Annotated in this window: 19 protein-coding genes; 9 read left to right on the plus strand and 10 right to left on the minus strand. The window is 68.7% G+C overall.

From position 1 onward, the window contains the following. Nucleotides 1-259: 259 nt before the first annotated feature. From ACNSN4_RS03425 to ACNSN4_RS03440, 4 genes are all read right to left on the minus strand, one after another. Nucleotides 260-1513 (minus strand): asparagine synthase C-terminal domain-containing protein, encoded by a 1254-nt coding sequence (locus ACNSN4_RS03425; RefSeq protein WP_418284377.1) that lies wholly within the window; start codon nt 1511-1513, stop codon nt 260-262. A gap of 5 nt (nt 1514-1518) precedes the next feature. Next, nucleotides 1519-2202, minus strand: coding sequence for a PHP domain-containing protein (locus tag ACNSN4_RS03430; RefSeq protein WP_418284378.1), 684 nt, complete (start codon nt 2200-2202; stop codon nt 1519-1521). Nucleotides 2203-2308: 106 nt separating this feature from the next. Then, entirely contained in the window at nt 2309-2575 is a 267-nt protein-coding gene (locus ACNSN4_RS03435) for a DUF7513 family protein (protein ID WP_418284379.1), read from the minus strand. Then, nucleotides 2572-4293 carry a Na+/H+ antiporter NhaC family protein gene (locus ACNSN4_RS03440; protein WP_418284380.1) on the minus strand — a complete coding sequence of 574 codons (1722 nt, stop codon included), beginning with the start codon at nt 4291-4293 and terminating at the stop codon, nt 2572-2574. The genes ACNSN4_RS03435 and ACNSN4_RS03440 overlap by 4 nt, the downstream gene beginning before the upstream one ends. Before the next feature lie 448 nt (nt 4294-4741). Here ACNSN4_RS03440 and ACNSN4_RS03445 point away from each other — a divergent pair, with 448 nt between their 5' ends. The 4 genes from ACNSN4_RS03445 (at nt 4742) to ACNSN4_RS03460 (ending at nt 7592) form a co-directional block, all read left to right on the plus strand. Beyond that, nucleotides 4742-5212, plus strand: a complete 471-nt coding sequence (locus ACNSN4_RS03445) for a 30S ribosomal protein S15 (protein ID WP_418284381.1) — start codon at nt 4742-4744, stop codon at nt 5210-5212. Between the two features lie 90 nt (nt 5213-5302). Next, nucleotides 5303-6583 (plus strand): exonuclease RecJ, encoded by a 1281-nt coding sequence (locus ACNSN4_RS03450; protein ID WP_418284382.1) that lies wholly within the window; start codon nt 5303-5305, stop codon nt 6581-6583. Continuing rightward, nucleotides 6580-6948 carry a KEOPS complex subunit Pcc1 gene (locus tag ACNSN4_RS03455; RefSeq protein ID WP_418284383.1) on the plus strand — a complete coding sequence of 123 codons (369 nt, stop codon included), beginning with the start codon at nt 6580-6582 and terminating at the stop codon, nt 6946-6948. Before ACNSN4_RS03450 ends, ACNSN4_RS03455 begins: the two co-directional genes overlap by 4 nt. Beyond that, nucleotides 6945-7592 (plus strand): 30S ribosomal protein S3ae, encoded by a 648-nt coding sequence (locus ACNSN4_RS03460; RefSeq protein WP_418284384.1) that lies wholly within the window; start codon nt 6945-6947, stop codon nt 7590-7592. The genes ACNSN4_RS03455 and ACNSN4_RS03460 overlap by 4 nt, the downstream gene beginning before the upstream one ends. A 381-nt stretch (nt 7593-7973) precedes the next feature. On the opposite strand, the gene ACNSN4_RS03465 is transcribed toward ACNSN4_RS03460, so the two are convergent. Next, a complete protein-coding gene (locus tag ACNSN4_RS03465) occupies nt 7974-8384 on the minus strand; it encodes a GlcG/HbpS family heme-binding protein (RefSeq protein WP_418284385.1) in 411 nt (136 codons plus the stop codon). A gap of 232 nt (nt 8385-8616) precedes the next feature. Between ACNSN4_RS03465 and ACNSN4_RS03470 the strand changes: the two genes are divergently transcribed. Beyond that, nucleotides 8617-8895, plus strand: coding sequence for a DNA-directed RNA polymerase subunit L (locus tag ACNSN4_RS03470; RefSeq protein WP_418284386.1), 279 nt, complete (start codon nt 8617-8619; stop codon nt 8893-8895). Nucleotides 8896-9099: 204 nt separating this feature from the next. Beyond that, the gene (locus tag ACNSN4_RS03475) at nt 9100-10128 is read left to right on the plus strand and encodes a glycosyltransferase family 4 protein (RefSeq protein WP_418284455.1); all 1029 of its coding nucleotides are present in this window, start codon (nt 9100-9102) and stop codon (nt 10126-10128) included. 46 nt (nt 10129-10174) lie between these two features. On the opposite strand, the gene ACNSN4_RS03480 is transcribed toward ACNSN4_RS03475, so the two are convergent. Then, nucleotides 10175-10492, minus strand: a complete 318-nt coding sequence (locus tag ACNSN4_RS03480; RefSeq protein WP_418284387.1) for a DUF7510 family protein — start codon at nt 10490-10492, stop codon at nt 10175-10177. 192 nt (nt 10493-10684) lie between these two features. Here ACNSN4_RS03480 and ACNSN4_RS03485 point away from each other — a divergent pair, with 192 nt between their 5' ends. Genes ACNSN4_RS03485 through ACNSN4_RS03495 form a run of 3 tightly spaced genes read left to right on the plus strand, consistent with a single transcriptional unit; the run spans nt 10685 to nt 14372 of the window. Next, nucleotides 10685-11959, plus strand: coding sequence for a Single-stranded DNA binding protein (locus ACNSN4_RS03485; protein ID WP_418284388.1), 1275 nt, complete (start codon nt 10685-10687; stop codon nt 11957-11959). Further along, a complete protein-coding gene (locus ACNSN4_RS03490) occupies nt 11956-13542 on the plus strand; it encodes a hypothetical protein (RefSeq protein WP_418284389.1) in 1587 nt (528 codons plus the stop codon). Before ACNSN4_RS03485 ends, ACNSN4_RS03490 begins: the two co-directional genes overlap by 4 nt. Then, entirely contained in the window at nt 13542-14372 is an 831-nt protein-coding gene (locus tag ACNSN4_RS03495; RefSeq protein ID WP_418284390.1) for a metallophosphoesterase, read from the plus strand. The genes ACNSN4_RS03490 and ACNSN4_RS03495 overlap by 1 nt, the downstream gene beginning before the upstream one ends. A 44-nt stretch (nt 14373-14416) precedes the next feature. Here the strand turns inward: ACNSN4_RS03495 and ACNSN4_RS03500 are convergent, their stop codons facing one another. The 4 genes from ACNSN4_RS03500 to ACNSN4_RS03515 form a co-directional block, all read right to left on the minus strand. Further along, nucleotides 14417-14875, minus strand: a complete 459-nt coding sequence (locus ACNSN4_RS03500) for a PhlB family protein (protein WP_418284391.1) — start codon at nt 14873-14875, stop codon at nt 14417-14419. Further along, complete coding sequence (locus tag ACNSN4_RS03505) at nt 14872-16032, minus strand: thiolase family protein (RefSeq protein ID WP_418284392.1); 1161 nt, start codon at nt 16030-16032, stop codon at nt 14872-14874. The genes ACNSN4_RS03500 and ACNSN4_RS03505 overlap by 4 nt, the downstream gene beginning before the upstream one ends. Nucleotides 16033-16107: 75 nt before the next feature. After that, complete coding sequence (mutL, locus tag ACNSN4_RS03510; protein ID WP_418284393.1) at nt 16108-18393, minus strand: DNA mismatch repair endonuclease MutL; 2286 nt, start codon at nt 18391-18393, stop codon at nt 16108-16110. 76 nt (nt 18394-18469) lie between these two features. After that, nucleotides 18470-19603, minus strand: coding sequence for an ABC transporter ATP-binding protein (locus ACNSN4_RS03515; protein ID WP_418284394.1), 1134 nt, complete (start codon nt 19601-19603; stop codon nt 18470-18472). Nucleotides 19604-19605: the final 2 nt, after the last annotated feature.

A 19605-nucleotide genomic window follows, 5' to 3' on the forward strand; every position in this document is an offset into this window, starting at 1 on the left:
TCGACGGCCGATGTCGACACCGATCGGATCGTTCGAACCAAATTCGGTAGATCGGTGACTGTTCGTCAGCTACGTGTCCGCTTCTGCAGTCATATTTGTCACTACTCCCCGGATTTTATACCGGTCCCCGCTATTCGTCAGCAGACGCCCGAACGATCGGGCGTCGGCCGTAGGACTGGTACTCCATACGGCGGCTTGGTCAGCATCGGCCCTCACGGGCCGTTTTTGTGCGTATGTCGTGTTCCCCGACCGCGAGGCGTTACTCGTCGGCCAGCAGCGCGTCGAGGTACTGCCCGACGTGGTCGTCCATCCGGCGTTTGAACCCCGCTTGTCGCGCCAGTCGGTCGAGTTCGCGGGAGACGTACGTGCCGTATTGGACCGCCTTCTTGTCCGCCGTCCGAACCGACTCGGGGACGTGACCGCGAGCCGCGTGTCGGAGCGCGACCTTTCGCTCCCCGCCGCTCGCCAGCAGCGCTCCCGGGAGCGCGAGCGCGGCCGCGATCACCCGGTCGTCGAGCAGCGGTGCGACGGGCTCAACCCCGGCGGCGCGGATCGCCAGCACGTCGCGTTCGAGCTGTTCCGGGAGGGTTCGGACGGTCTCGGTGCGCGCGCCGCGCACCGTGTCGGCGTCGACGCGGTGGTCCGCGGCGGGGTCGACGACCTTGCTGTAGCCGCCGAACAGCTCGTCCGCGCCCTGACCGACCGCGACCCGCTGTGCTCCATCGGCGGCGGCGGCCTCCGCCGTGAGGTACAGCGGTACCGCGATCGCGACGTCCATCGGGTTCCGTCGGCCCGTCGCACGCGCGACCGCGCGGACCGCGCGAACGAGGTCGTCGTGGGTGATGTCGACGACGTGCAACGGAGGCCCGGAGCCGTCGCCGACCATCTCGGCGTGGGCCTCCCGCGCGGCCGCCACGTCGTGGCACCCCTCGAAGCCGGCGACGTACCGAGGGGCGGTCGGTGCTCCGGCGGCGACGAGCCCGGAGTCGACGCCGCCGGAGAAGGCGACCGCGAGGTCGTCGTTTTCGGCAATCTCCGCTCTCTCGCCGCCGACTTCGTCTAGCGACGCGGCTATCGCGGTGTCGACGGCTGCTTGGCCGTCCGCGGGGGTAGCTGGCTCCTCGTCCGGCAGCGCCCAGACGCGTTCGACTCCGTTCGCGGAGACGACGCTCCCCGCTGGCACCGCTTGAGGATCGTCGAGATCAGCCCGGTCGAAGCTCCACGCGCCCCGCTCAGTGGGGTCGCCGCGGCCCTCCGTGCCGTCAGTCTCGGCGGCCGAGAGAACTCCGCGCTCGACGAACAGCGGCTCGCGACCGAGCACGTCGCGCGCGAGGACCGGTCCCCCTCGTCCCGGCGGGTCCGTGAGAAGTCCGGCGAATCCCCGACCACCGGGAAGCGAGTCGCCGTCGCGGAGGGCAGCGCGAACGCGCTCCGCGGGCGCGCCGCGGAGGTGGTTTACGCCTCCCCCGTCGGAGCGTGGGGAACGATCGGCCTCGGAGCGGTCACCCGTCATCGCGATCAGCGCAGGGATCTGACCGCGCGGAGCGCGCGGCGCTTTGCGCCGCCGCCGAACTGGCGGAGCGAGACGCGCCACGGGGTTCGCTTCCCGACGACGCTGGTGCGGCCGTCGGCGATCGCCGACAGGATCGCCTCCGCGGACCGGTCGTCCGCGCCGACCTCCGTCACCGCCTGTCCGACCATCTCGGAGATGTGCGCGTCGCTGCCGGCGGTCATCGGGAGTCCGTTGCGGATCGCGAACTTCTCGGCCTGCCGATTCGAGCGTCCGGTGAACAGCCGGGAGTTGTACACCTCGATGGCGTCGGCGCTCGCCAGCTGATCGTCGGTGATGTGCGCGGCGACGCCGTGACGGGACTTCTGAAACGGATGCGGAATCACGGCGATCCCGCCTTGGTCGTGGATTCGGTCGAGCGTCTCGTCGAAGGAGAGCCCGCTCTCGACGCGCTCGCCGATGCCGAACGCGAGGATGTGTCCGGCCGCGCTCGTCACCTCCATACCGACGATCCCGACGAGCCCGTAGTCGGGGGCCAGCTCGGCGGCCTCGACGCTGGCGTCGATCTCGTCGTGGTCCGTGACGGCGAGCGCGTCGAGCCCGATCGCGGCCGCCTGCTCCAAGAGGAGGTCGACCGGGTCGCGCCCGTCATGAGACAGCTCGGAGTGGGTATGCAGCTCGACCGATAGCACGGCCGGAGCTTCGGTGGTTGAGTAAAAAAGCGCCCCGATCCGGCCGATCCGGTCTATCCGGCCGATCCGGGGGGAACACCGCCGTCGAACGCGCCCCCGAATCGACTCAGAACGCGCTCTCGCCGACCGTCTCGCGATAGGTCCCGGTCCCGGCGTGACGCGTCTCGTCCCACGTCTCGACCGCGACCTGCACCCGCGTGTTCACGGCGTCGGCTGGCGCACCGTCGATTCGGAGCGTCGAGTCGCCGATGCGGGCGACCGCCGTGCCGTCCGCGTCGCCCGTCACCATCACCTCGATCACGTCGCCGGGCTCGTAGTCCGGGGTCGCGCTCCGGAACGACCAGCCGGCGAGGAACTTCTCGAAGCGGCTCATGCGCGCGACACCTCCTCGGAGGCGCGGTCGGGAATGTACTCGCGGCCGAATCCGGTGATCGCCGCCAGCAGGAAGACGATCACGAGGAACCACCCGTGGAACACGTAGGGAACGACGTCGATCGGGTTGACGACCATCTCGGGGCCGTACTGCTCGCCGAGCCCGCCCGGCCCGACCATCACCTGGTAGCCCACGAGGACGCCGCCCGCCCACGGGAAGATGTAACCGAGCGCCGACGTGTTCGCGTCCAGAATGTTCGCCCGCCGGTAGCCGTTGATGTTGAACTTCTCGCCGATCCGCGCGATGTACGGCGCGATCGCGATCTCGGCGGCCGTGTTGATCGTGATCATGCCGTTGATCGCCGCCGTTCCGGCGACCATCGTCACCTCGGCGCGGCGGACGTTGGTCGCGACGGAGTTGAGCAGGAACTCCTGGATGGCCTCGAACCCGCCGCCGCGGATCATGATCTGCGCCATCGCCACGATCAGCAGCGTCAACACGATGAGCGGGAAGAAGCCGATCGCGCCGCTGTAGAGGCTCCCGCCGACGCCCGCGGTCTCGCCGACCGCGACGAACGGGAGCGCGGTGAAGGTCCCGGCCTCGGTCACGGTGAACGCGAGGATGTCACTCACCGACGAGAGCCCGAACGCGAGGTTGAACGCGATCGCGACGATGAGTCCCCACGAGATCGCCTCGACGATGTGCCGGCCCGCGATCGCCGTCGCGATCACGACCCCCATCGAGAGGAGATGGACTAGCCCCGGTGCGGTCGCCGTCTCGCGGAGCGCTGCGGCACCCTCGAGGCTCGCTCCGGAGAGCACGGAGCCAGCGACGAGGTACGCGATGAACGCCGGCACCGCGGCGATGATCGCGTACTTGAACCGCGAGGCGACGACGCCACCGATGTCGGCGTCCTGCGTCACCGCGCTCACGATCGTCGTGTCGCTGACGGGCGCGAGGTTATCACCGAACACCGCGCCCGACAAGATCGCGGCGAACAGCAACACCGGGTTCGCGCCGATCAGCACGCCGGCGGGGAAAAACAGGGTCACGAAGGCGACGGTGGCGCCGTACCCGGTCCCGATCCCCGTCGCGAGCAGTCCACAGAGGACGAACGCGGCCGCGGGGAACGTCGCCGCGCCGACGTTCAAGGCGTCGGCCGCGAAGATGAGTCCTTCGACGAACCCGCCGACCTGCAGCGTCTCGGCGAACATCCCGGCCCACAGCCACGCCACGATGGCGGTGGCCGCGACCCGCTGGGTCATTCCCTCGAAGATGGTGTCCGCGTACGTCTTCCAGTCGCCGCGCGCGAGGAACATCCCGAGGATCGTGCCGACGAGCGCGCCGACAACGAGCCCTTCCGTGCTGCCGATTCCGAGGACGCCGCTCTGGAAGATCGCCCAGAGGATGAAGACGCCGAGCGGGATCGTGCTCATCCACTTCCCGCCGTAGAACGCGATCCGATGTCCAGATTCGCCCTCTGAACCGTCGTCGAAGCCGTCGGCTGCGGTCGACCCACCTCCGTCGGCGAGGGCTCTCCCCTCCGCGGGGGTAGTCGGCTCGTGCTCGGTAGTCGGCTCGTCTTCGGGGGACGACCAGCCGCCGGGCGATCCGCCGCCTGTTGGGGTCGCGCTCGACCGCTTCGAGTCCGGTGGTTCGTCGCCCGGTGACTCCTCGCCCGTCCGGTGGGCCGGATCGCCCTCGGATGGATCAGTCATGGCTCGCTTCTACGCACCCGGTACTCGACCGCCCACCTAAATCCTCGTATCTCTCCCACGGTCGTCTCTCCAACAGTTGTCTCTCCAACGGTCGCCTCGCCGTGAGATGTCCCTCCGGGAACCGTCTCTCGGGTAACCGTCTCTCCGGGAACCGTCTCTCGGCGCCTGCCTCTCACCGATGTCCGGTCCGATCGCACAAGAACACGCTTAAGAACCCCGACGGCGACCTGTCGAACGGGAACAGCACAGCTGCAGATCCGACGCGCCGGGGCCTTTTCGCCCACGGCTTGGGAATGTAGCAGTGCACCGACGCCTCCGGCGTCGCGGCCCGAGTCGCCCGCTCGCGCGGACCGACTCATCGGGACCGCTCGCATCGGCGAGCCGACCGTCAGCCGCGCCGCGCGGAGTCGCGGTCACGTTTGTGGTTGTGCCGTTCCAATTTCCAACAATGGCACGAATGCACACGCGCCGTCGCGGTTCGTCCGGTTCGGACAAGCCGGCGACGGACGAGAACCCGGAGTGGAGCGACGTCGACGCCGAGGACATCGAGTCCCGCGTCGTCGAACTAGCGGAACAGGGCCACGACCCCAGCGTCATCGGACTCAAACTCCGTGACGAGGGCGTCAAGGGCGTCCCGGTCCCCGACGTGAAGCTGGCGACCGGCAAGAAGCTCACCGAGATCCTCGAGGAACACGACGCGGCGTCGGAGTACCCCGAAGACCTCCGCCACCTGATGGCCCGCGCCGTCCGCCTTCGCGAGCACATGGCCGAGAACGGCCAGGACTACCAGAACAAGCGCTCGCTCCAGAACACCGAATCGAAGATCCGCCGCCTCGTGAACTACTACCGCGGCGACGAGCTCGACGAGGAGTTCACGTACACCCACGAACTCGCCGCCGAGCTGCTCGAAGACGAGTAACGCTACCGCACGACACGCGACGCGTAGCGTCACGACGCGCCGACCACGCGATCCGACCATACGACCCGACCACGCGACCCACAACCCACGATGACCGAAACGACGTCCGCCGAGTCAGCCCCCGACGCCCTCGCCGACGTCCTCGTCGACGCGCCGTTCGTTCGGCTCGTCGCGACCGACGACGGCGACGCGCTGGCAGCCGCCGGGCTGCTCGCCCGAGCGCTTCGAGCGGTCGGCACGCCGTTTCAGGTCCGCATCTCTCGGGATCCGGTCCCCGTCGCCAGCGACGACACCGTCGCGGTGACGATCGGGACTACCCGCGGCCCGCACGCAATTCCAGGGGCGGCTCGACCGGCGAGCGTGGACGCGTTCGCGACCGCCCGCGCACTCGGCGTCGACCCCGACCCGGTCGTCGCCCTCGCTGGCGTCGTCGCGGCCGGCTCCGTCCCCGGAACGGACGGGTCCGGTGACGCGCTCGACGCCGCCGACTCGGCTGGATCGATCCGCCGCCGTCCCGGCGTCGCACTCCCGACCGCGGACCTCGCGGACGGGCTCGCGGCCTCGACGTTGATCCGAGTCCCGTACTCCGGCGACTCGGACGCAGCGAGCGACGCCGTGAACGGGCTCGGCCTCCCGGCCGATCTCGACGCCGACGCGCACCGGCGGCTCGCGTCGCTGGTCGCCGTCGACGTCGCGGACGCGGACGGGGCGAGCGCTCGGGCCGCGTCGGCGGTCGAGCGCGCGCTCCGCCCGTACGCGATCGCCGAGAACGCGGCGCCGTTCGAGACGGTCGGCGGCTACGCCGACGTGCTCGACGCGCTCGCCCGTGAGGCTCCCGGCACGGGGGTCGCACTGGCGCTCGACGCCGACTCAAGCGAGACGCTTCGGACCGCGGCGCTCGACGCGTGGCGGACCCACGGAGTGGCGGCACACCGCGCGCTCGATGCGGCGACGATCAGCCGATACGACGGCTGTGTCGTCGCTCGTCTCGATGTCGCGGGGGACGGTGACGATACCGATGGCCGCGATGACGACGCCTCGACCGCCGCGGTCCTCTCGACCGTCGCTCGGCTCGTCCGCGACTTCCGATCGCCGGAACCCGTCGCCGTCGCCGTCGACGAGTCGTCTGGAACACTGGCGGCCGCCGCGACTGCCGGGGGCCGCACAGCAGACGACGCGGCCACCGAGCCGATCGGTCTCGGCGACGCCTGCCGGTCGGTCGCCACGGAGTTCGACGGCGCCGGCTGGGGAACCGCCGACTGCGGCGGGCTCGCGGTCGGTGACGACGGGACCGCCGACGAACCGGTATCGGTCGACACGAACGGCGGCGACATCACGGGCGCGCTCGCCGCGCTCCGGGAGGCGCTATGACCGGCGCGGAGCCACGGACCGACGCGGATGTCGGTTCCGGGGCGACCCGGACCGCGACCGTTCGGACGACCCACGCCGACGCCGCGCTCGTCGCCGCCGCGCTGGCGCCGGACGACACCGAGTCGATCCGGACTCGCGTCGACGGCGACGCCATCGAGTGTACCGTCGAGCGGCCGACCACCGGCGGTCTCCGGTCGACCGTGGACGACTACGTCGTGAACCTCCGGGTCGCCGACCGAGTTATCGACCGCGCGCGAGCGCATCTCGCGGCGGCCGACGACGGCGGAGTCGCCGAGCGCACGGACGGCTCCGCCGATAGCGACACCAACGCAGACACTACCGCAGACACCAACACCAACACATGAGCGAACGATCCGTATCCAAGAGCAGAGACCAGAAGCGCTGGTACACCGTGCTGGCGCCCGAACAGTTCGACCGACAGGAACTCGGCGAGACCCTCGCCGAGGAGCCGAGCCAAGTCGTCGGCCGCACGATCACGACGACGCTCGGTGAGCTCACCGGCGACTCCGGTGCGAACAACACGAAGCTGACGTTCAAGATCACCGACGTCGGCAGCGACACGGCCTACACCGAGTTCATCACGTACGAGCTCACGCGGGATTACCTGCGCTCGCTCGTCCGCCGCGGCGCCTCGAAGGTCGAGGCGTCGATCACGGTGCTGACGACGGACGATTACCGAATCCGCGTCCAGCCCGTCGCGCTGACGACGAAGAAGGCCGACCGCTCCCAGGAGAAGGCCATCCGCCGCGTCATGATCGATAAGGTCCACGCGGCCGCCGAGGAGCGAACCTTCGAGGCGTTCGTCGACGCGATCGTCGACGGGAACCTCTCCTCCGCGATCTACGGCGAGGCGAAGCTGATCTACCCGCTCCGCCGCGTCGAGGTCCAGAAGCTGACCCTCGAGGCGCGTCCGTCTGAGGTCGCCGCCGAAGAGGAAACGGCCGTCGACGTCGACGCCGACGAGGTCGCGGTCGACGACGCCGAGTAACTCGTCGTCGAGCGCACCCACGCACCGTCTCCGTTTATCAGTCGCGTAGCGACGGCGCCGTCGGTTCAGCCTGCTGTAATACTCCAGGGAGTCATAGAGCGGTTCGCACGCTTATCGACGTCTCCTGAGCTGCGAAGTCCGAGGCTACTGAATACGGATTCGGTGGAATCGCAGATGCAAAATTGAATTACGCTGACTGATCGAGATGTATCGCGTTCAGGTACTGAAACCCGGTCATATGCGATTTCGATCGGCGTACACTCGGTACACTCGGTACACGAGCTTCTACGCCTAATTCCAGTCAAGACGACGAGAACGGTGATCGCAGTGAAAAGTGTCCTCTGAGCGCTCTCTCGGGGAACAGTCCCGCGACCTGCGTCCTCAGAGGCTCTCGAAGCGCTCCACCCCTGCCTGTGCAACCTCCATGTCTTCGTCGACGCTGCCGCCGGAGACGCCAACGCCGCCGACGACGGTTCCGTCGTCCGCTAGCGGGAACCCGCCACCGAACGTGACGATTCGCCCGCCGTTCGTGTTCCCGATCCCATACAGCGACGCGCCCGGCTGTGACTCCTCGTTGATCGTCTCGGTGTCCAACTTCAGCGACACCGAGGAGTACGCTTTGTTCTGAGCGATGTCGACGCTCCCGAGCAGCGCACCGTCCATCCGGTGGAAGCCGACGAGGTTCGCACCCTCGTCCATCACCGCGATACACATCGGCACGTCTATGCCCGCGGCTTCCTCCTCCGCGGCTGCGATGACCTCCTTGGCGACGTCTAATGTTACGTGTGTCATACTGTATGTACCTCGTCTACCCGCTCTCACGGGAATATAATAAATTAACATGAGGAATCTGCGCGGGGATTCGTCTCTCGGATCGCGCCGGACTCCGCCGCGAGCGAAGCCGCTGTCTCGTCGGAGACGACGCCCGACCTCGGTGTCGACGCCGACCGGTGTGCGGGTCGTCCGCAACCCCGAATATCCGGGAGACGAAAGCTTGAAACGCGCCTCGGGCGAATCGGAACGCATGGAACTGCGGGTCATCGAAAAGACCGACACGGAACTCCGCATCGAGATCGCCGGCGAGGACCACACGTTCATGAACGTGCTGAAGGGCGTCCTGCTTGAGGCCGACGACGTCGCGGCCGCGACGTACGACGTGAACCCCGAGCAGTCCGGCGGCCAGACCGAGCCGGTGTTGACGGTGAAAGCCGAGTCCGGGGACCCGCTCGACGTGCTCGCGGACGCCGCCGGCTCTATCACTGATCGGACCGCAGCGCTGCGCGACGCGGTCAAGGCCGCCTGAACGGACCGCCCGAAATCCGGGGTCACTCGTTTTCTTTCCCTCCCGCGCTTTCGATCTTGGCGCTCGTCCGCTCTTCTCTCTCAGTCTGCTCGTGTCGCTCGTTCCGCTTTTCTGACCCCCCTCGACCCCGTCCTCCACCCGCGAGCGAGGGTCATACCTAAGTACCGACTCACGAAACGGGGAAGCATGACACCGAGCGTACTCATGCTGGGGTGGGGATACCCGCCGAACATCACCGGCGGTCTCGACGTTCACGTCGGGGAACTGTTCTCGGGGCTCCGAGACGAGCTCGGAGTGGACGCCACGTTAGTGTTACCCGCGGAGTTCGCGCCGGACGACGAACCGGGACTCGAACCGGTCGAGACGGGCGAAGGAGACGTCGCCGCCCGCGTCGGCCGACTCAGCGACCGATTCGCCGAGCTCGCTCCCGACCACGACGTGATCCACACGCACGACTGGTTCGGGTACGGACCCGGTCGGCAGGCGGCGCGCGCGTCCGACGCGACGTGGGTGTCGTCGTTCCACTCGCTCGCGAGCGATCGAAACATCAATCCGCCGAAACGCGAGGTCGAGACCGAGCGGCGGCTCGCGAACGCCGCCGACACGAACATCGCGGTCAGCGAGATCGTCCGCGCGGACATCCGAGAGCTGTACGACGCCGACTCGCGGGTCGTGTACAACGGCTTCTCGACTCCCCAATTCTCCGGGAAAGACGTCCGCGCGGACCTCGGTATCGACGGCGAGATGCTGTTCTTCGTCGGCCGCCACACGGATCAGAAGGGCATCTCGCACCTGCTGTACGCGATGAAGAAGCTCCGCGGCCGCGACACCACCCTCGTCGTCGGCGGGTCGGGCCACCAGACGGACCAGCTGAAGCGGTTCGCCGAACTGATCGGTATCGAGGACCGCGTGGAGTTCGTGGGGTACGTTCCCGAGGCGGAGTTGGGAGATTACTACGCCGCGGCCGACGCGTTCGTCTCGCCCTCGTACGCGGAACCCTTCGGCATCACCATCACCGAGGCGCTGGAAGCGGGCACGCAGGTCGTCGCCACCCCGTCAGGCGTCGCGGAGGTGCTCCCCGACGGCTGTCTCGTCGAGGTGGAGACGGACTCGGAGTCGATCGTCGAGGGGCTCGTGACGGCGCTCGACCGCGAGGAGCCGCCGACGTACGAGCGACGCGAGTGGATCGAAGTCGCGGAAGACACGCTCGCGGTGTACGAAGACGTCGCCTAAGGCCCGCAGTGCGTCGCTCTCGACTACGCCCTGTCGTCGTTCTCGGCTACTCCTCGTCGCCCCGATACACGTCGAACTCCGTCGCCGGCTCCGGGTGGGTGATCCGGAACCCGTCAGCGGTGTCGATCATTCCGCGCGTGCTCCCCGATTCGCCCCCGTACGGGCTCTCCTCGCCGTCGACCCCTGATCCTTGGTACGGCGAGGTGTACGGCGACGACGACACCGGTTCGTCGAACCGCTCCGGCGGAAGGTAGATCCGCTCGCCGCTTTCCGACCGAACGACGACGGCGAGGTCTCGAGTCCCTGTCACGTCGATGATGGTGCGCTCCCCCGTGACGCGCGTGTCGATATCGATATCGTCCATACCCCTCGTTGCGGACGGGGGCGGTTTATCCCTACCGGCCGCAACCCGGGTCATCGCCGGTTGCGGTTCGGGCCACCGCCGGTTGCGGTTCGGGCCACCGCCGACCGCGATTCGGATCGTCACGGGGGACTGATCCCCGTCTCCCGCCCGTGTGGTGAACCCTTTTGTGCAGTCGCGCCGAAGTCGGTACCGATGGACGTCAACAGCCATGCCGAGGATCTCGCCTCCGATCTCGGCGTCGACAAAGAGGAGGTCAAAGCGGATCTCGAAAACCTACTGGAGTACAGCGTCCCGCTCGACGAAGCGGTACAGAGCGTCCGACGGAAGCACGGCGGCGGTGCCGGGGGATCGACGCCGACGCCCGACGCGGTCGACGTCGGCGAGATCACCACGGACAACGACGGCGTAACCGTCACCGTCCGCGTGCTCACGCAGGGGACTCGGACGATCCGGTATCAGGGCGACGACCTCACGATCCGCGAAGGTGAAGTCGCCGACGAGACGGGAACGATCTCGTACACCGCGTGGTCGGACTTCGGCTTCGAGCCGGGCGACTCGCTGACGATCGGCAACGCCGGCGTCCGCGAATGGGAGGGCGAGCCGGAGCTCAACCTCAACGACTCGACGACCGTCGCCATCGCCGACGAACCGGTCGAAGTCGACCACGAGATCGGCGGCGACCGGAACCTCGTCGACATCGCTGCAGGCGATCGCGGCCGAAACGTCGAGGTCCGCGTGCTGGAGGTCGACGAGAAGACGATCTCCGGACGCGACGGCGAGACCGATATTCTGGAGGGCGTCGTCGGCGACGCCACGGCGAAGCTCCCCTTTACCGACTGGAACCCCCGCCCCGAAATCGAAGCGGGCACAGACCTCCGGATCGAGGACGTGTACGTCCGCGAGTTCCGCGGCGTCCCGTCGCTCAACCTCACCGAGTTCTCGACGGTGACGCCGCTTCCCGACCCCGTTGCAGTCGCCGAGGACGCTCCGCGTCTCTCGGTCGGTGAGGCGGTCGCCTCCGGCGGGATGTTCGACGTCGAGGTCGTCGGGAACGTCCTCGAGATCCGCGACGGCTCCGGGCTCATCGAGCGCTGTCCGGAGTGCGGGCGCGTCGTCCAGAACGGCCAGTGTCGGAGCCACGGCGACGTCGAGGGGGAAGACGACCTCCGCGTGAAGGCCATCCTCGACGACGGTACCGACACCGTCACCGTCGTGCTCGACGACGAGATGACGGCCGAGGTGTACGGCGGCGGGCTCGACGACGCCCTCGACGCCGCGAAAGACGCGATGGACAAAGCGGTCGTCGCCGACGACATCGCCGACTCGCTCGTCGGGCGGGCGTACCGCGTCCGCGGAAACCTCTCCGTCGACGACTACGGCGCCAACCTCGACGCGACCGAGTTCGAACTCGCCGACGAGGATCCCGCCGACACCGCTCGCGCCGCGCTCGCGGAGGTGGGCCGATGAGCGACGACGGGCCGGGAGCCCGCGAGGTCGCTCACCGGGTGTTCGCCGCCGAGTTCGACGACGCCTCCCTCTCGTACTCCGAGAGCGACGAGGAGCGGGCGCCGAACTACGTCGTCACCCCGACCGGTGCGCGGATCAACCGGCTGTTCGTCGCGGGCGTGCTCACCGAGGTCGAGCGCGTCAACGACGAGACGCGCCGCGGGCGGGTGGTCGACCCCTCCGGCGCGTTCGTCACCTACGCCGGTCAGTACCAGCCCGAGGCACAGGCGTTCCTCGAACGGGCCGAGCCCCCGGCGTTCGTCGCGCTGACCGGAAAGGCGCGGACCTTCGAGCCGGAGGATTCCGATCGAGTCTTCACCTCGGTCCGTCCGGAGAGCCTCAACGAGGTCGACGCCGACACCCGCGACCGGTGGGTCGTCTCCGCCGCGGAGGCGACGCTCGACCGGCTCGCGGTGTTCGCGCAGGCCCTCGACTCCGATCTCCGCGGCGACGACCTCCGCGCGGCGCTCGAAGCCGGTGGCGCGCCGGCGGCGCTCGCGGCCGGGATCCCGAAGGCGATCGCCCACTACGACACCTCGACCGCGTACGTCGAGGCGGTCCGACGGCTCGCCGTCGACGCGCTGGAGCTGATCGCGGGCGACCGCGATGAGGTTCGCGTCCCCGATATTTCGCCCGCCGAAGGCGGCGAGACCTCGATCGGAGCGCTCCCCGAGACCGACGTGACGATCGCGGCGGCCGCTGCGTCACCGTCGGACTCGTCGACTGAGTCCGAGTCGCTGACCGAGCCCGAGTCGTCGGACTCGTCGACTGAGTCCGAGTCGCTGACCGAACCCGAGTCGTCGGGCGACGAGGAAGCAGCCGAATCCGATTCTACCGACGTAACCGCCGCCGACGATGTCGATTCGCCAACTGGGTCTGCGGACGCCGAACCGTCGTCCGATTCGGACGCGACACTCGGCACTTCTTCCGACGTCGGAGAGGCCGAAGACGAGCCCGCGGGGGACGCCGAGTCGGGATCCGAAGCGGACGCCGATCCTATCCCCGACACCACCGGTGACGACGGCGGACTCGGCGACTTCGACGCGGGATCCGACGAGACCGACACGTCCGAGCCCGCTCTCGACGACGCGGCGGCCGACACCGACGAGATGTACGAACTCGACGACGACGAACGCGAGGAGATCGAATCCGAGTTCGGCACCGACTTCGCGACCGGCTCCGAGGTCGACGAGCCGGGCGAGGCCGACATCGACGTACCCGATCCCGAGGAGCTGTCGGAGACGCCCGCGGACGCGGATCCGGAGGGTCTCGGCGACGCCGACGCTCAGGGAAGCGACGACTCTGCCGTCGAGCACGCCGCCTCCGGGGACGACGCCGACGCCGAAGACCTCGACCTCGAAGCCGCGGCCGTCGACGCCATGGGCGCGCTCGACGACGGAGACGGCGCGGACCGCGAGGCGGTCGTCGAGCACGTCGTCTCCGAACACGGGGTCGACGCTGCCGCGGTCGAGGACGCGATCCAAGACGCGCTGATGGGCGGTAAATGCTACGAGCCCGGCGACGGCGTGCTCAAGCCGATCTGATGCCCGCGGACGCGGGAGTCGCCGTCGAACCGGTCGTCGACGAACCGGCGGCGGTCGCCGACCTCGGGAGCGAGCGCGCGCTGCTCGTCGCCGACGTGCACGCCGGTATCGAAGTCGGACTCCGGTACGAGCGCGGCGTCGAACTCGACAGCCGCGCGGACGACCGCCGCGAGCGACTCTGCGAACTCGTCGCGGAGACCGACGCGGACCGGCTGGTCGTCCTCGGCGATCTCGCCCACCGAATCGCGGCACCCGAAGGGGACGAACGCGAGGAGCTGGAGTCGCTCATCCGTGCGATCACCGACCGGGTCCCGCTGACGCTCGTCGAGGGGAACCACGACGCCGGCGTTTCCGAGACGTTCGCCGGCAGGATCGACGTGATCGGTCCCGGAGGCGGCCTACTCGGTGACGCGCTCGGCGGTAAAGGAGACGACGCGGACGGAACCCGACGCGGCGGCGTGGGCGTCCTCCACGGCCACACGTGGCCCGACCCCGCGCTGCTCGACGCCGACGTGATCTGTATGGGCCACGAGCACCCGCAGGTCCGGCTGGAGGACGCCGTCGGCGGGTCGCGAGTCGAGCGCGCGTGGCTGCGCGGTGAGATCGATCCTGCGGCATTTGTTGAGGATAGTACCAACGCCGACACCACGTCTCGCTCTGCCGACCCGCCCGAACTCGTCGTGTTCCCGGCGTTCAACGAGCGCTCCGGCGGCACGTGGGTCAACGTCGACGGTCAGTCGTTTCTCGCCCCGTTCCTTCCGAACGCGCTCCCGGCTGGCGACGCGTACCTACTGGACGGAACGCGACTCGGCAGTTTTCGCGGCGTGTAGGGATCCGGATCGACTTCGGGGAGCGAAGCCGATCGATCACCCGGTTACTCCACCGGTCGGAACCGGAACCCGTCCCACGCTTGACTGTCCGGCTCGCGGATCCCGGCACCGGGCTCGCGCAGTTCGTCGGCGTAGACGGGCTCGACGCGGTCGCCGATGTCGACGTCGAACGTCTCGTCGGAGCCGTCCTCGCGGTCGGCGACCTGTCCGAGCGCGCGGACCGGCGGGCCGTCGTATGTCTCGCCCATCTCGAACTCGACGATCGCGAGGGTGTTGGGCTCGCGAACGCCCGGCGGGGTCGCCGTCGAGGTCGTCCAGGTGATAACCTCGGCCGCGTACTCGCGGAGGTCGACCGTCCCGACGCGCTCCGCGCCGTTCGGGCTCACGGTGTGAGGCGGGTACGTGACGGTGCCGTCCGCGTACTCGGCGGCCGCGAAGGTCGGTTCGGCGCCCTGTCCCTCGTCGTCGGTTCCGATCGCGTCGTCGGCTTCGTGTTCGCTCATTGGCTTCCCTCCAGAATCGCCGTCGTCACGCAGTTCCCGAACCCGCCGACGTTGCAGGCGAGCCCCGTGTCGGCCTCGACCTGTCGCGGGCCGGCGTCGCCGGTGACCTGCTTGTATATCTCGTACACCTGTGCAACGCCGCTGGCTCCGAGCGGGTGACCCTTCGATTTGAGCCCGCCGGAGGTATTGATCGGGAGGTCGCCGTCGCGGTCGGTGACGCCCTCTTCGACCGCCTTCCATCCCTCTCCCTTCTCGAAGAATCCGAGGTCCTCGCTCTGGAGGAACTCGAGGATGGTGAACATGTCGTGGAGCTCCGCCACGTCGACGTCGTCCGGTCCGATCCCGGCCATCTCGTAGGCGATATCGGAGGAGTCTGCGACCCCGCCCATCGTCGTCGGGTCCGCGCGCTCGTGAACGACGTGGGTGTCGGTCGCGCCGCCGATCCCGGAGACGACGGCGTACTGATCTCGGGGGACGTACTCCTCGGCGACGGACTCCGGACAGAAGACGAGCGCCGCGGAGCCGTCCGTGATCGGACAGAAGTCGTAAAGCCGGAGCGGGTCGGCGACGATCGGCGACTCGAGCACCGTGTCGAGGTCCACTTCCTTCTGGAACTGCGCGTGGGGGTTGTCCACGCCGTTTTTGTGATTCTTCACCGCGACCTTCCCGAGGCTCTCGCGGGGCGCGTCGTAGGTGTCGAGGTAGAGTCGGGCGGTGAGCCCCGCGAACGAGGGGAGCGTCACGCCGTGTTTGTACTCGACCGGATGGGTGAGCGACGCGATCACGTCGGTCGCCTCCGCGGTCGTCCGGTGCGTCATCTTCTCGCCGCCGACCAGCATGGTGAGGTCCGATGCGCCGGACGCGATCGACTGCCACGCGGCGTACACGCCAGCCCCACCGGATGAAGAGGTCTGATCGATCCGGGCGGTGTAGGCGGGTTGCGCCGCCAGATCGTGTGCGAGCGCGTTCGGGACGCCGGTCTGTCCTTCGAACTCGCCGCTCGCCATGTTCGAGACGTACAGGTGATCGAGGTCGTCGCCGTCGATTCCGGCGTCGGCGAGCGCGGCCGTGCCCGCTTCGGCTAACAGCTCGCGCACCCACGCGTCACGCTGCCCGAACCGGGTCATCGACGCGCCAATGATCGCTACGCGTTCCATACGAGTCGGTCCACCGCCCCCACCTAAAACGTACCTCTCTGCGGCGAACGCGTCGGTCGGCGGAGGGCGAGCGTCTCACTCGGCGCGCCGCCCGGCGTGCCCGGGGTAGTCGCGCTCGAACCGCGAGCCGATCTCCTCGCGATCGAGGCGGATCACGACCGGGCGTCCGTGCGGGCAGGCGTAGGGGTTCTCACAGGCGTCGAGTCGGTCGAGAAGGTCGACGACCCGCCCCTCTGTCAGCGAGGTGTTACCGGTCACCGACGGGTAACACGCGAGGTCGGCGAGCAGCTCGTCGACCACGTCGGTCACCGGCTCGGAGCCGTGGGTGGCGTCGCCGACGAGCGCCGAGAGGACGTCCCGCACGAGGTCCGGGTCGAGCGCGGCGTCGAAGACGGCCGGAACCGCTTCGACGACGACCTCGCGGTCCCCGGCGCGCTCCGCGCGGAACCCGATCGCCGCGAGGTCGTCGACGAACTCGTCGAACACCGCCGCCTCCCGCGCGGTCAGTTCGACGCGGACGGGCTCCGCGAGCGCCTGCGCGTCGACCCCGCCCGCGAAGGCCCCCTGCAGGCGCTCGTAGTTCACCCGTTCGTCGGCCGCGTGCTGGTCGATCAACACCAGCCCGTCCGGCGCCTCCGCGACGACGTACGTCTCGTGTAACTGGCCGAGGACCCGCAGCGGCGGGAGGGCGTCATAGGTGCGCTCCGCCGTCGTCGTCTCGTCGCCACCGAGCGTTCGCTGGGCCGTCGAGCGGGCGGGCCGGGGGGTTGGCGTCGACGGATCTGCCGGCGTCGATTCGGGCTCTCGCCGAGGGCCTGTCTCGGTACCGGGCGCAGTGGAACCGAGATCTGATGAGCCGCTCTCGACGGCCTCGCTGTGGTCGGCTTCACTCGCGGCGTCGGACGCCGCCGAGTCCGACTGCCAGCTCCGGGGCGAGGGTCGGTCGCTGTCGCCCGTGTCGTCGTCGCTGTCGCCCGTGTCGTCGGTGGGACCGTCACTACCCCCGCCGCCACCGATCGCCCACGCGTCTTCGTCGGTCGGATCCGCCTCCGTGGCTTCGATCGTGGTCTCGGTAGTCGCGTTGCTGTCACCAATGGCCGCTCCAGTGTTAGAATCGCTCGTCGCCCTTTCGGCGTCGTCTGCCGCCCCCTTGGGGGCGACCGTCTCGTCCGGAGCCGACCCCGCCTCGGCTTCGGTCCGACCGTCGAGCGCGGCGCGCTCGTGGTCGGTCCCGGCCCCGCCGACCGCCTCCGTCTCCGGACCCTCCGGGCGAACCGCCGTCTCGTCGGGTGCGGACTGGCCGCGCGGTGCGGTCGACCGAATCAGTCCGTGGTCTAAAAGCGCCGACTCGACCGCGTCCTCGACAGCTGCGCGGACCGCGGGCTCCTCGTCGAACCGGACCTCGAGCTTGCGCGGGTGGACGTTCACGTCGACGTCGCCCGGCGGGACCTCGACGAACAGCACCGCGAACGGGTACCGATCGGGCGCGAGCTGGCCGCCGTACGCGTCGAGCGTCGCCTCTCGGAGTGCGCTCGCCGTGACGTACCGCCCGTTGACGTAGGTCGCGAGGTAGTCGCGGGTCGATCGCGTCGTCTCGGGATGGGAGACGAGCCCGGTGACGCTGCGGACGGGCGAACTACCGGTGCCGTCACCCTCCTCGCCGCCTTCCGGCGTCCACGCCACGTCGACCATCGACTCGGCCACCTCGCGGCCGTAGACCGCCAGGACGGCGGATCGGAGGTCGCCGTTCCCCTCGGTCGCGAACGTCTCGCGGCCGTCGTGTTCCAAGGAGACGGCGACACCGGGGTTCGCGAGCGCGTACCCCGTCACTACCGTGTTCACGTGATCGAACTCCGTGGTCGTCCGCTTCAGGAACTTCTTCCGCGCGGGCGTGTTGTAGAAGAGATCGTCGACCTCGACGGTCGTACCCTCCGGACATCCCGCGGGCCGGGCCTCGCCGACGTCGCCGCCCTCGACGGTGATCTCGGCACCCGCCTCCGCTCCGGGCGGGCGGGATCGAACGGTGAGCCGCGACACCGCGCCGACGGTGTACAACGCCTCGCCGCGGAACCCGAGCGTGCCGACGCCGTGATCGAGGTCGTCCATGTCGGCGATCTTCGAGGTCGCGTGCTCCGCGACGGCCGCCTCCAACTGATCGTCGGGAATGCCCGCGCCGTCGTCGCGGACGCGGATCCCCTCGGTGCCGCCGGACTCGACCGCGACGGCGATCCGGCTCGCGCCGGCGTCCAAGCTGTTCTCGATCAGCTCCTTGACGACGCTCGCCGGGCGCTCGACGACTTCGCCTGCCGCGATGCGTTGGACGGTCTGCTCGTCCAACCGGTGGATCTCTGGCGGCTCCATTCGTACCGCTCTTCGGATGAGCGTGCACTTGAAACCGTTGTCGCCGAGATGCGCCTGCGTACCGCCGCGAGGCGGTCTAAATTGTGGCGGCCGCGACCTCCTCCTCAGTCAGGAACACGTCCTCTCCGGTTTCGGGGTGGAACAGGTGAATGTCGGTCTCGCCGAACGTGACGCCGACCTCGTCGCCGGCTTCCGGCTTGATACTCGGATCGGACCGCGCGAGAAAGTCGTCGTTGACGTCGAGGTGAACGTAGTTGTCGGAGCCGATCGGTTCGACGACCTCGACCGCGGCCGTTATCGTCTCGTCGCCGGCGGGGTTCTCGATGATCCCGATGTTCTCTGGACGGATTCCCAGCGTGTACGAGTCGCTCTCGATGGCGTGGTCGGTCACGTACTCGGCGCTGAGGTCGAACTCGAGTCCGACGGCTTCGTTCACGAGCGTCACCGAGCGATCGCCGGATTCGACCGCGACGTCGATGAAGTTCATCGAAGGCGACCCGATGAACCCGGCGACGAACTCGTTGACGGGGTTCTGGTACACTTCGGTCGGCTTGCCGACCTGCTGGAGTCTCCCCTCGTTGAGGATAGCGAGGCGGTCGCCCATCGTCATCGCCTCCTCTTGGTCGTGTGTGACGTACATCGCGGTGACGTCGAACTCCTTCTGGAGCTTCTGGATCTCCGCGCGCATCTCCGTGCGGAGTTTGGCGTCGAGGTTGCTGAGCGGCTCGTCGAACAGGAAGACCTCGGGCTCGCGAACGATCGCGCGGCCCAGCGCGACGCGCTGTTTCTGCCCGCCCGAGAGCTCGTCCGGCTTGTCGTCGAGGAGGTCGGCGATCCCCATCATCTCCGCCATCTCCGCGACTCGCTCTCGGCGCTCCGCTTGCGACAGGTCGGTACTCATCTTGAGCCCGAACGCCATGTTCTCCATGACGGTCTTGTGCGGATACAGCGCGTAATTCTGGAAGACCATTGCCACGGGACGGTTCTTCGCGTGGAGCTCGGTCACGTCCTCGTCGTCGAAGTAGACGCGACCGGAGGTCGGCTCTTCCAGCCCCGCAACCATCCGAAGCGTTGTCGTCTTTCCGCAGCCAGACGGACCGACCACGGTGACGAACTCCCCGTCCTCGATCTCCAAGTCGAGGTCTTCGACGGCGACGATGGTGCCTCTGTCGAACTCCTTCCTGAGAGTGTCTAGTGTGACGTCCGCCATTC

The sequence above is a fragment of the Halorubrum marinum genome (assembly GCF_048381195.1).
GTDB lineage: Archaea > Halobacteriota > Halobacteria > Halobacteriales > Haloferacaceae > Halorubrum.

Coding starts and splice junctions, on each gene's coding strand:
- ACNSN4_RS03475 (WP_418284455.1), top strand. CDS start 9,100: ATGCTGGGGTGGGGATACCCGCCGAACATCACCGGCGGTCTCGACGTT.
- ACNSN4_RS03440 (WP_418284380.1), bottom strand. CDS start 4,293: ATGACTGATCCATCCGAGGGCGATCCGGCCCACCGGACGGGCGAGGAG.
- ACNSN4_RS03435 (WP_418284379.1), bottom strand. CDS start 2,575: ATGAGCCGCTTCGAGAAGTTCCTCGCCGGCTGGTCGTTCCGGAGCGCG.
- ACNSN4_RS03490 (WP_418284389.1), top strand. CDS start 11,956: ATGAGCGACGACGGGCCGGGAGCCCGCGAGGTCGCTCACCGGGTGTTC.
- ACNSN4_RS03485 (WP_418284388.1), top strand. CDS start 10,685: ATGGACGTCAACAGCCATGCCGAGGATCTCGCCTCCGATCTCGGCGTC.
- ACNSN4_RS03505 (WP_418284392.1), bottom strand. CDS start 16,032: ATGGAACGCGTAGCGATCATTGGCGCGTCGATGACCCGGTTCGGGCAG.
- ACNSN4_RS03515 (WP_418284394.1), bottom strand. CDS start 19,603: ATGGCGGACGTCACACTAGACACTCTCAGGAAGGAGTTCGACAGAGGC.
- ACNSN4_RS03470 (WP_418284386.1), top strand. CDS start 8,617: ATGGAACTGCGGGTCATCGAAAAGACCGACACGGAACTCCGCATCGAG.
- ACNSN4_RS03460 (WP_418284384.1), top strand. CDS start 6,945: ATGAGCGAACGATCCGTATCCAAGAGCAGAGACCAGAAGCGCTGGTAC.
- ACNSN4_RS03425 (WP_418284377.1), bottom strand. CDS start 1,513: ATGACGGGTGACCGCTCCGAGGCCGATCGTTCCCCACGCTCCGACGGG.
- ACNSN4_RS03450 (WP_418284382.1), top strand. CDS start 5,303: ATGACCGAAACGACGTCCGCCGAGTCAGCCCCCGACGCCCTCGCCGAC.
- ACNSN4_RS03495 (WP_418284390.1), top strand. CDS start 13,542: ATGCCCGCGGACGCGGGAGTCGCCGTCGAACCGGTCGTCGACGAACCG.
- ACNSN4_RS03500 (WP_418284391.1), bottom strand. CDS start 14,875: ATGAGCGAACACGAAGCCGACGACGCGATCGGAACCGACGACGAGGGA.
- ACNSN4_RS03455 (WP_418284383.1), top strand. CDS start 6,580: ATGACCGGCGCGGAGCCACGGACCGACGCGGATGTCGGTTCCGGGGCG.
- ACNSN4_RS03445 (WP_418284381.1), top strand. CDS start 4,742: ATGGCACGAATGCACACGCGCCGTCGCGGTTCGTCCGGTTCGGACAAG.
- mutL (WP_418284393.1), bottom strand. CDS start 18,393: ATGGAGCCGCCAGAGATCCACCGGTTGGACGAGCAGACCGTCCAACGC.
- ACNSN4_RS03480 (WP_418284387.1), bottom strand. CDS start 10,492: ATGGACGATATCGATATCGACACGCGCGTCACGGGGGAGCGCACCATC.
- ACNSN4_RS03465 (WP_418284385.1), bottom strand. CDS start 8,384: ATGACACACGTAACATTAGACGTCGCCAAGGAGGTCATCGCAGCCGCG.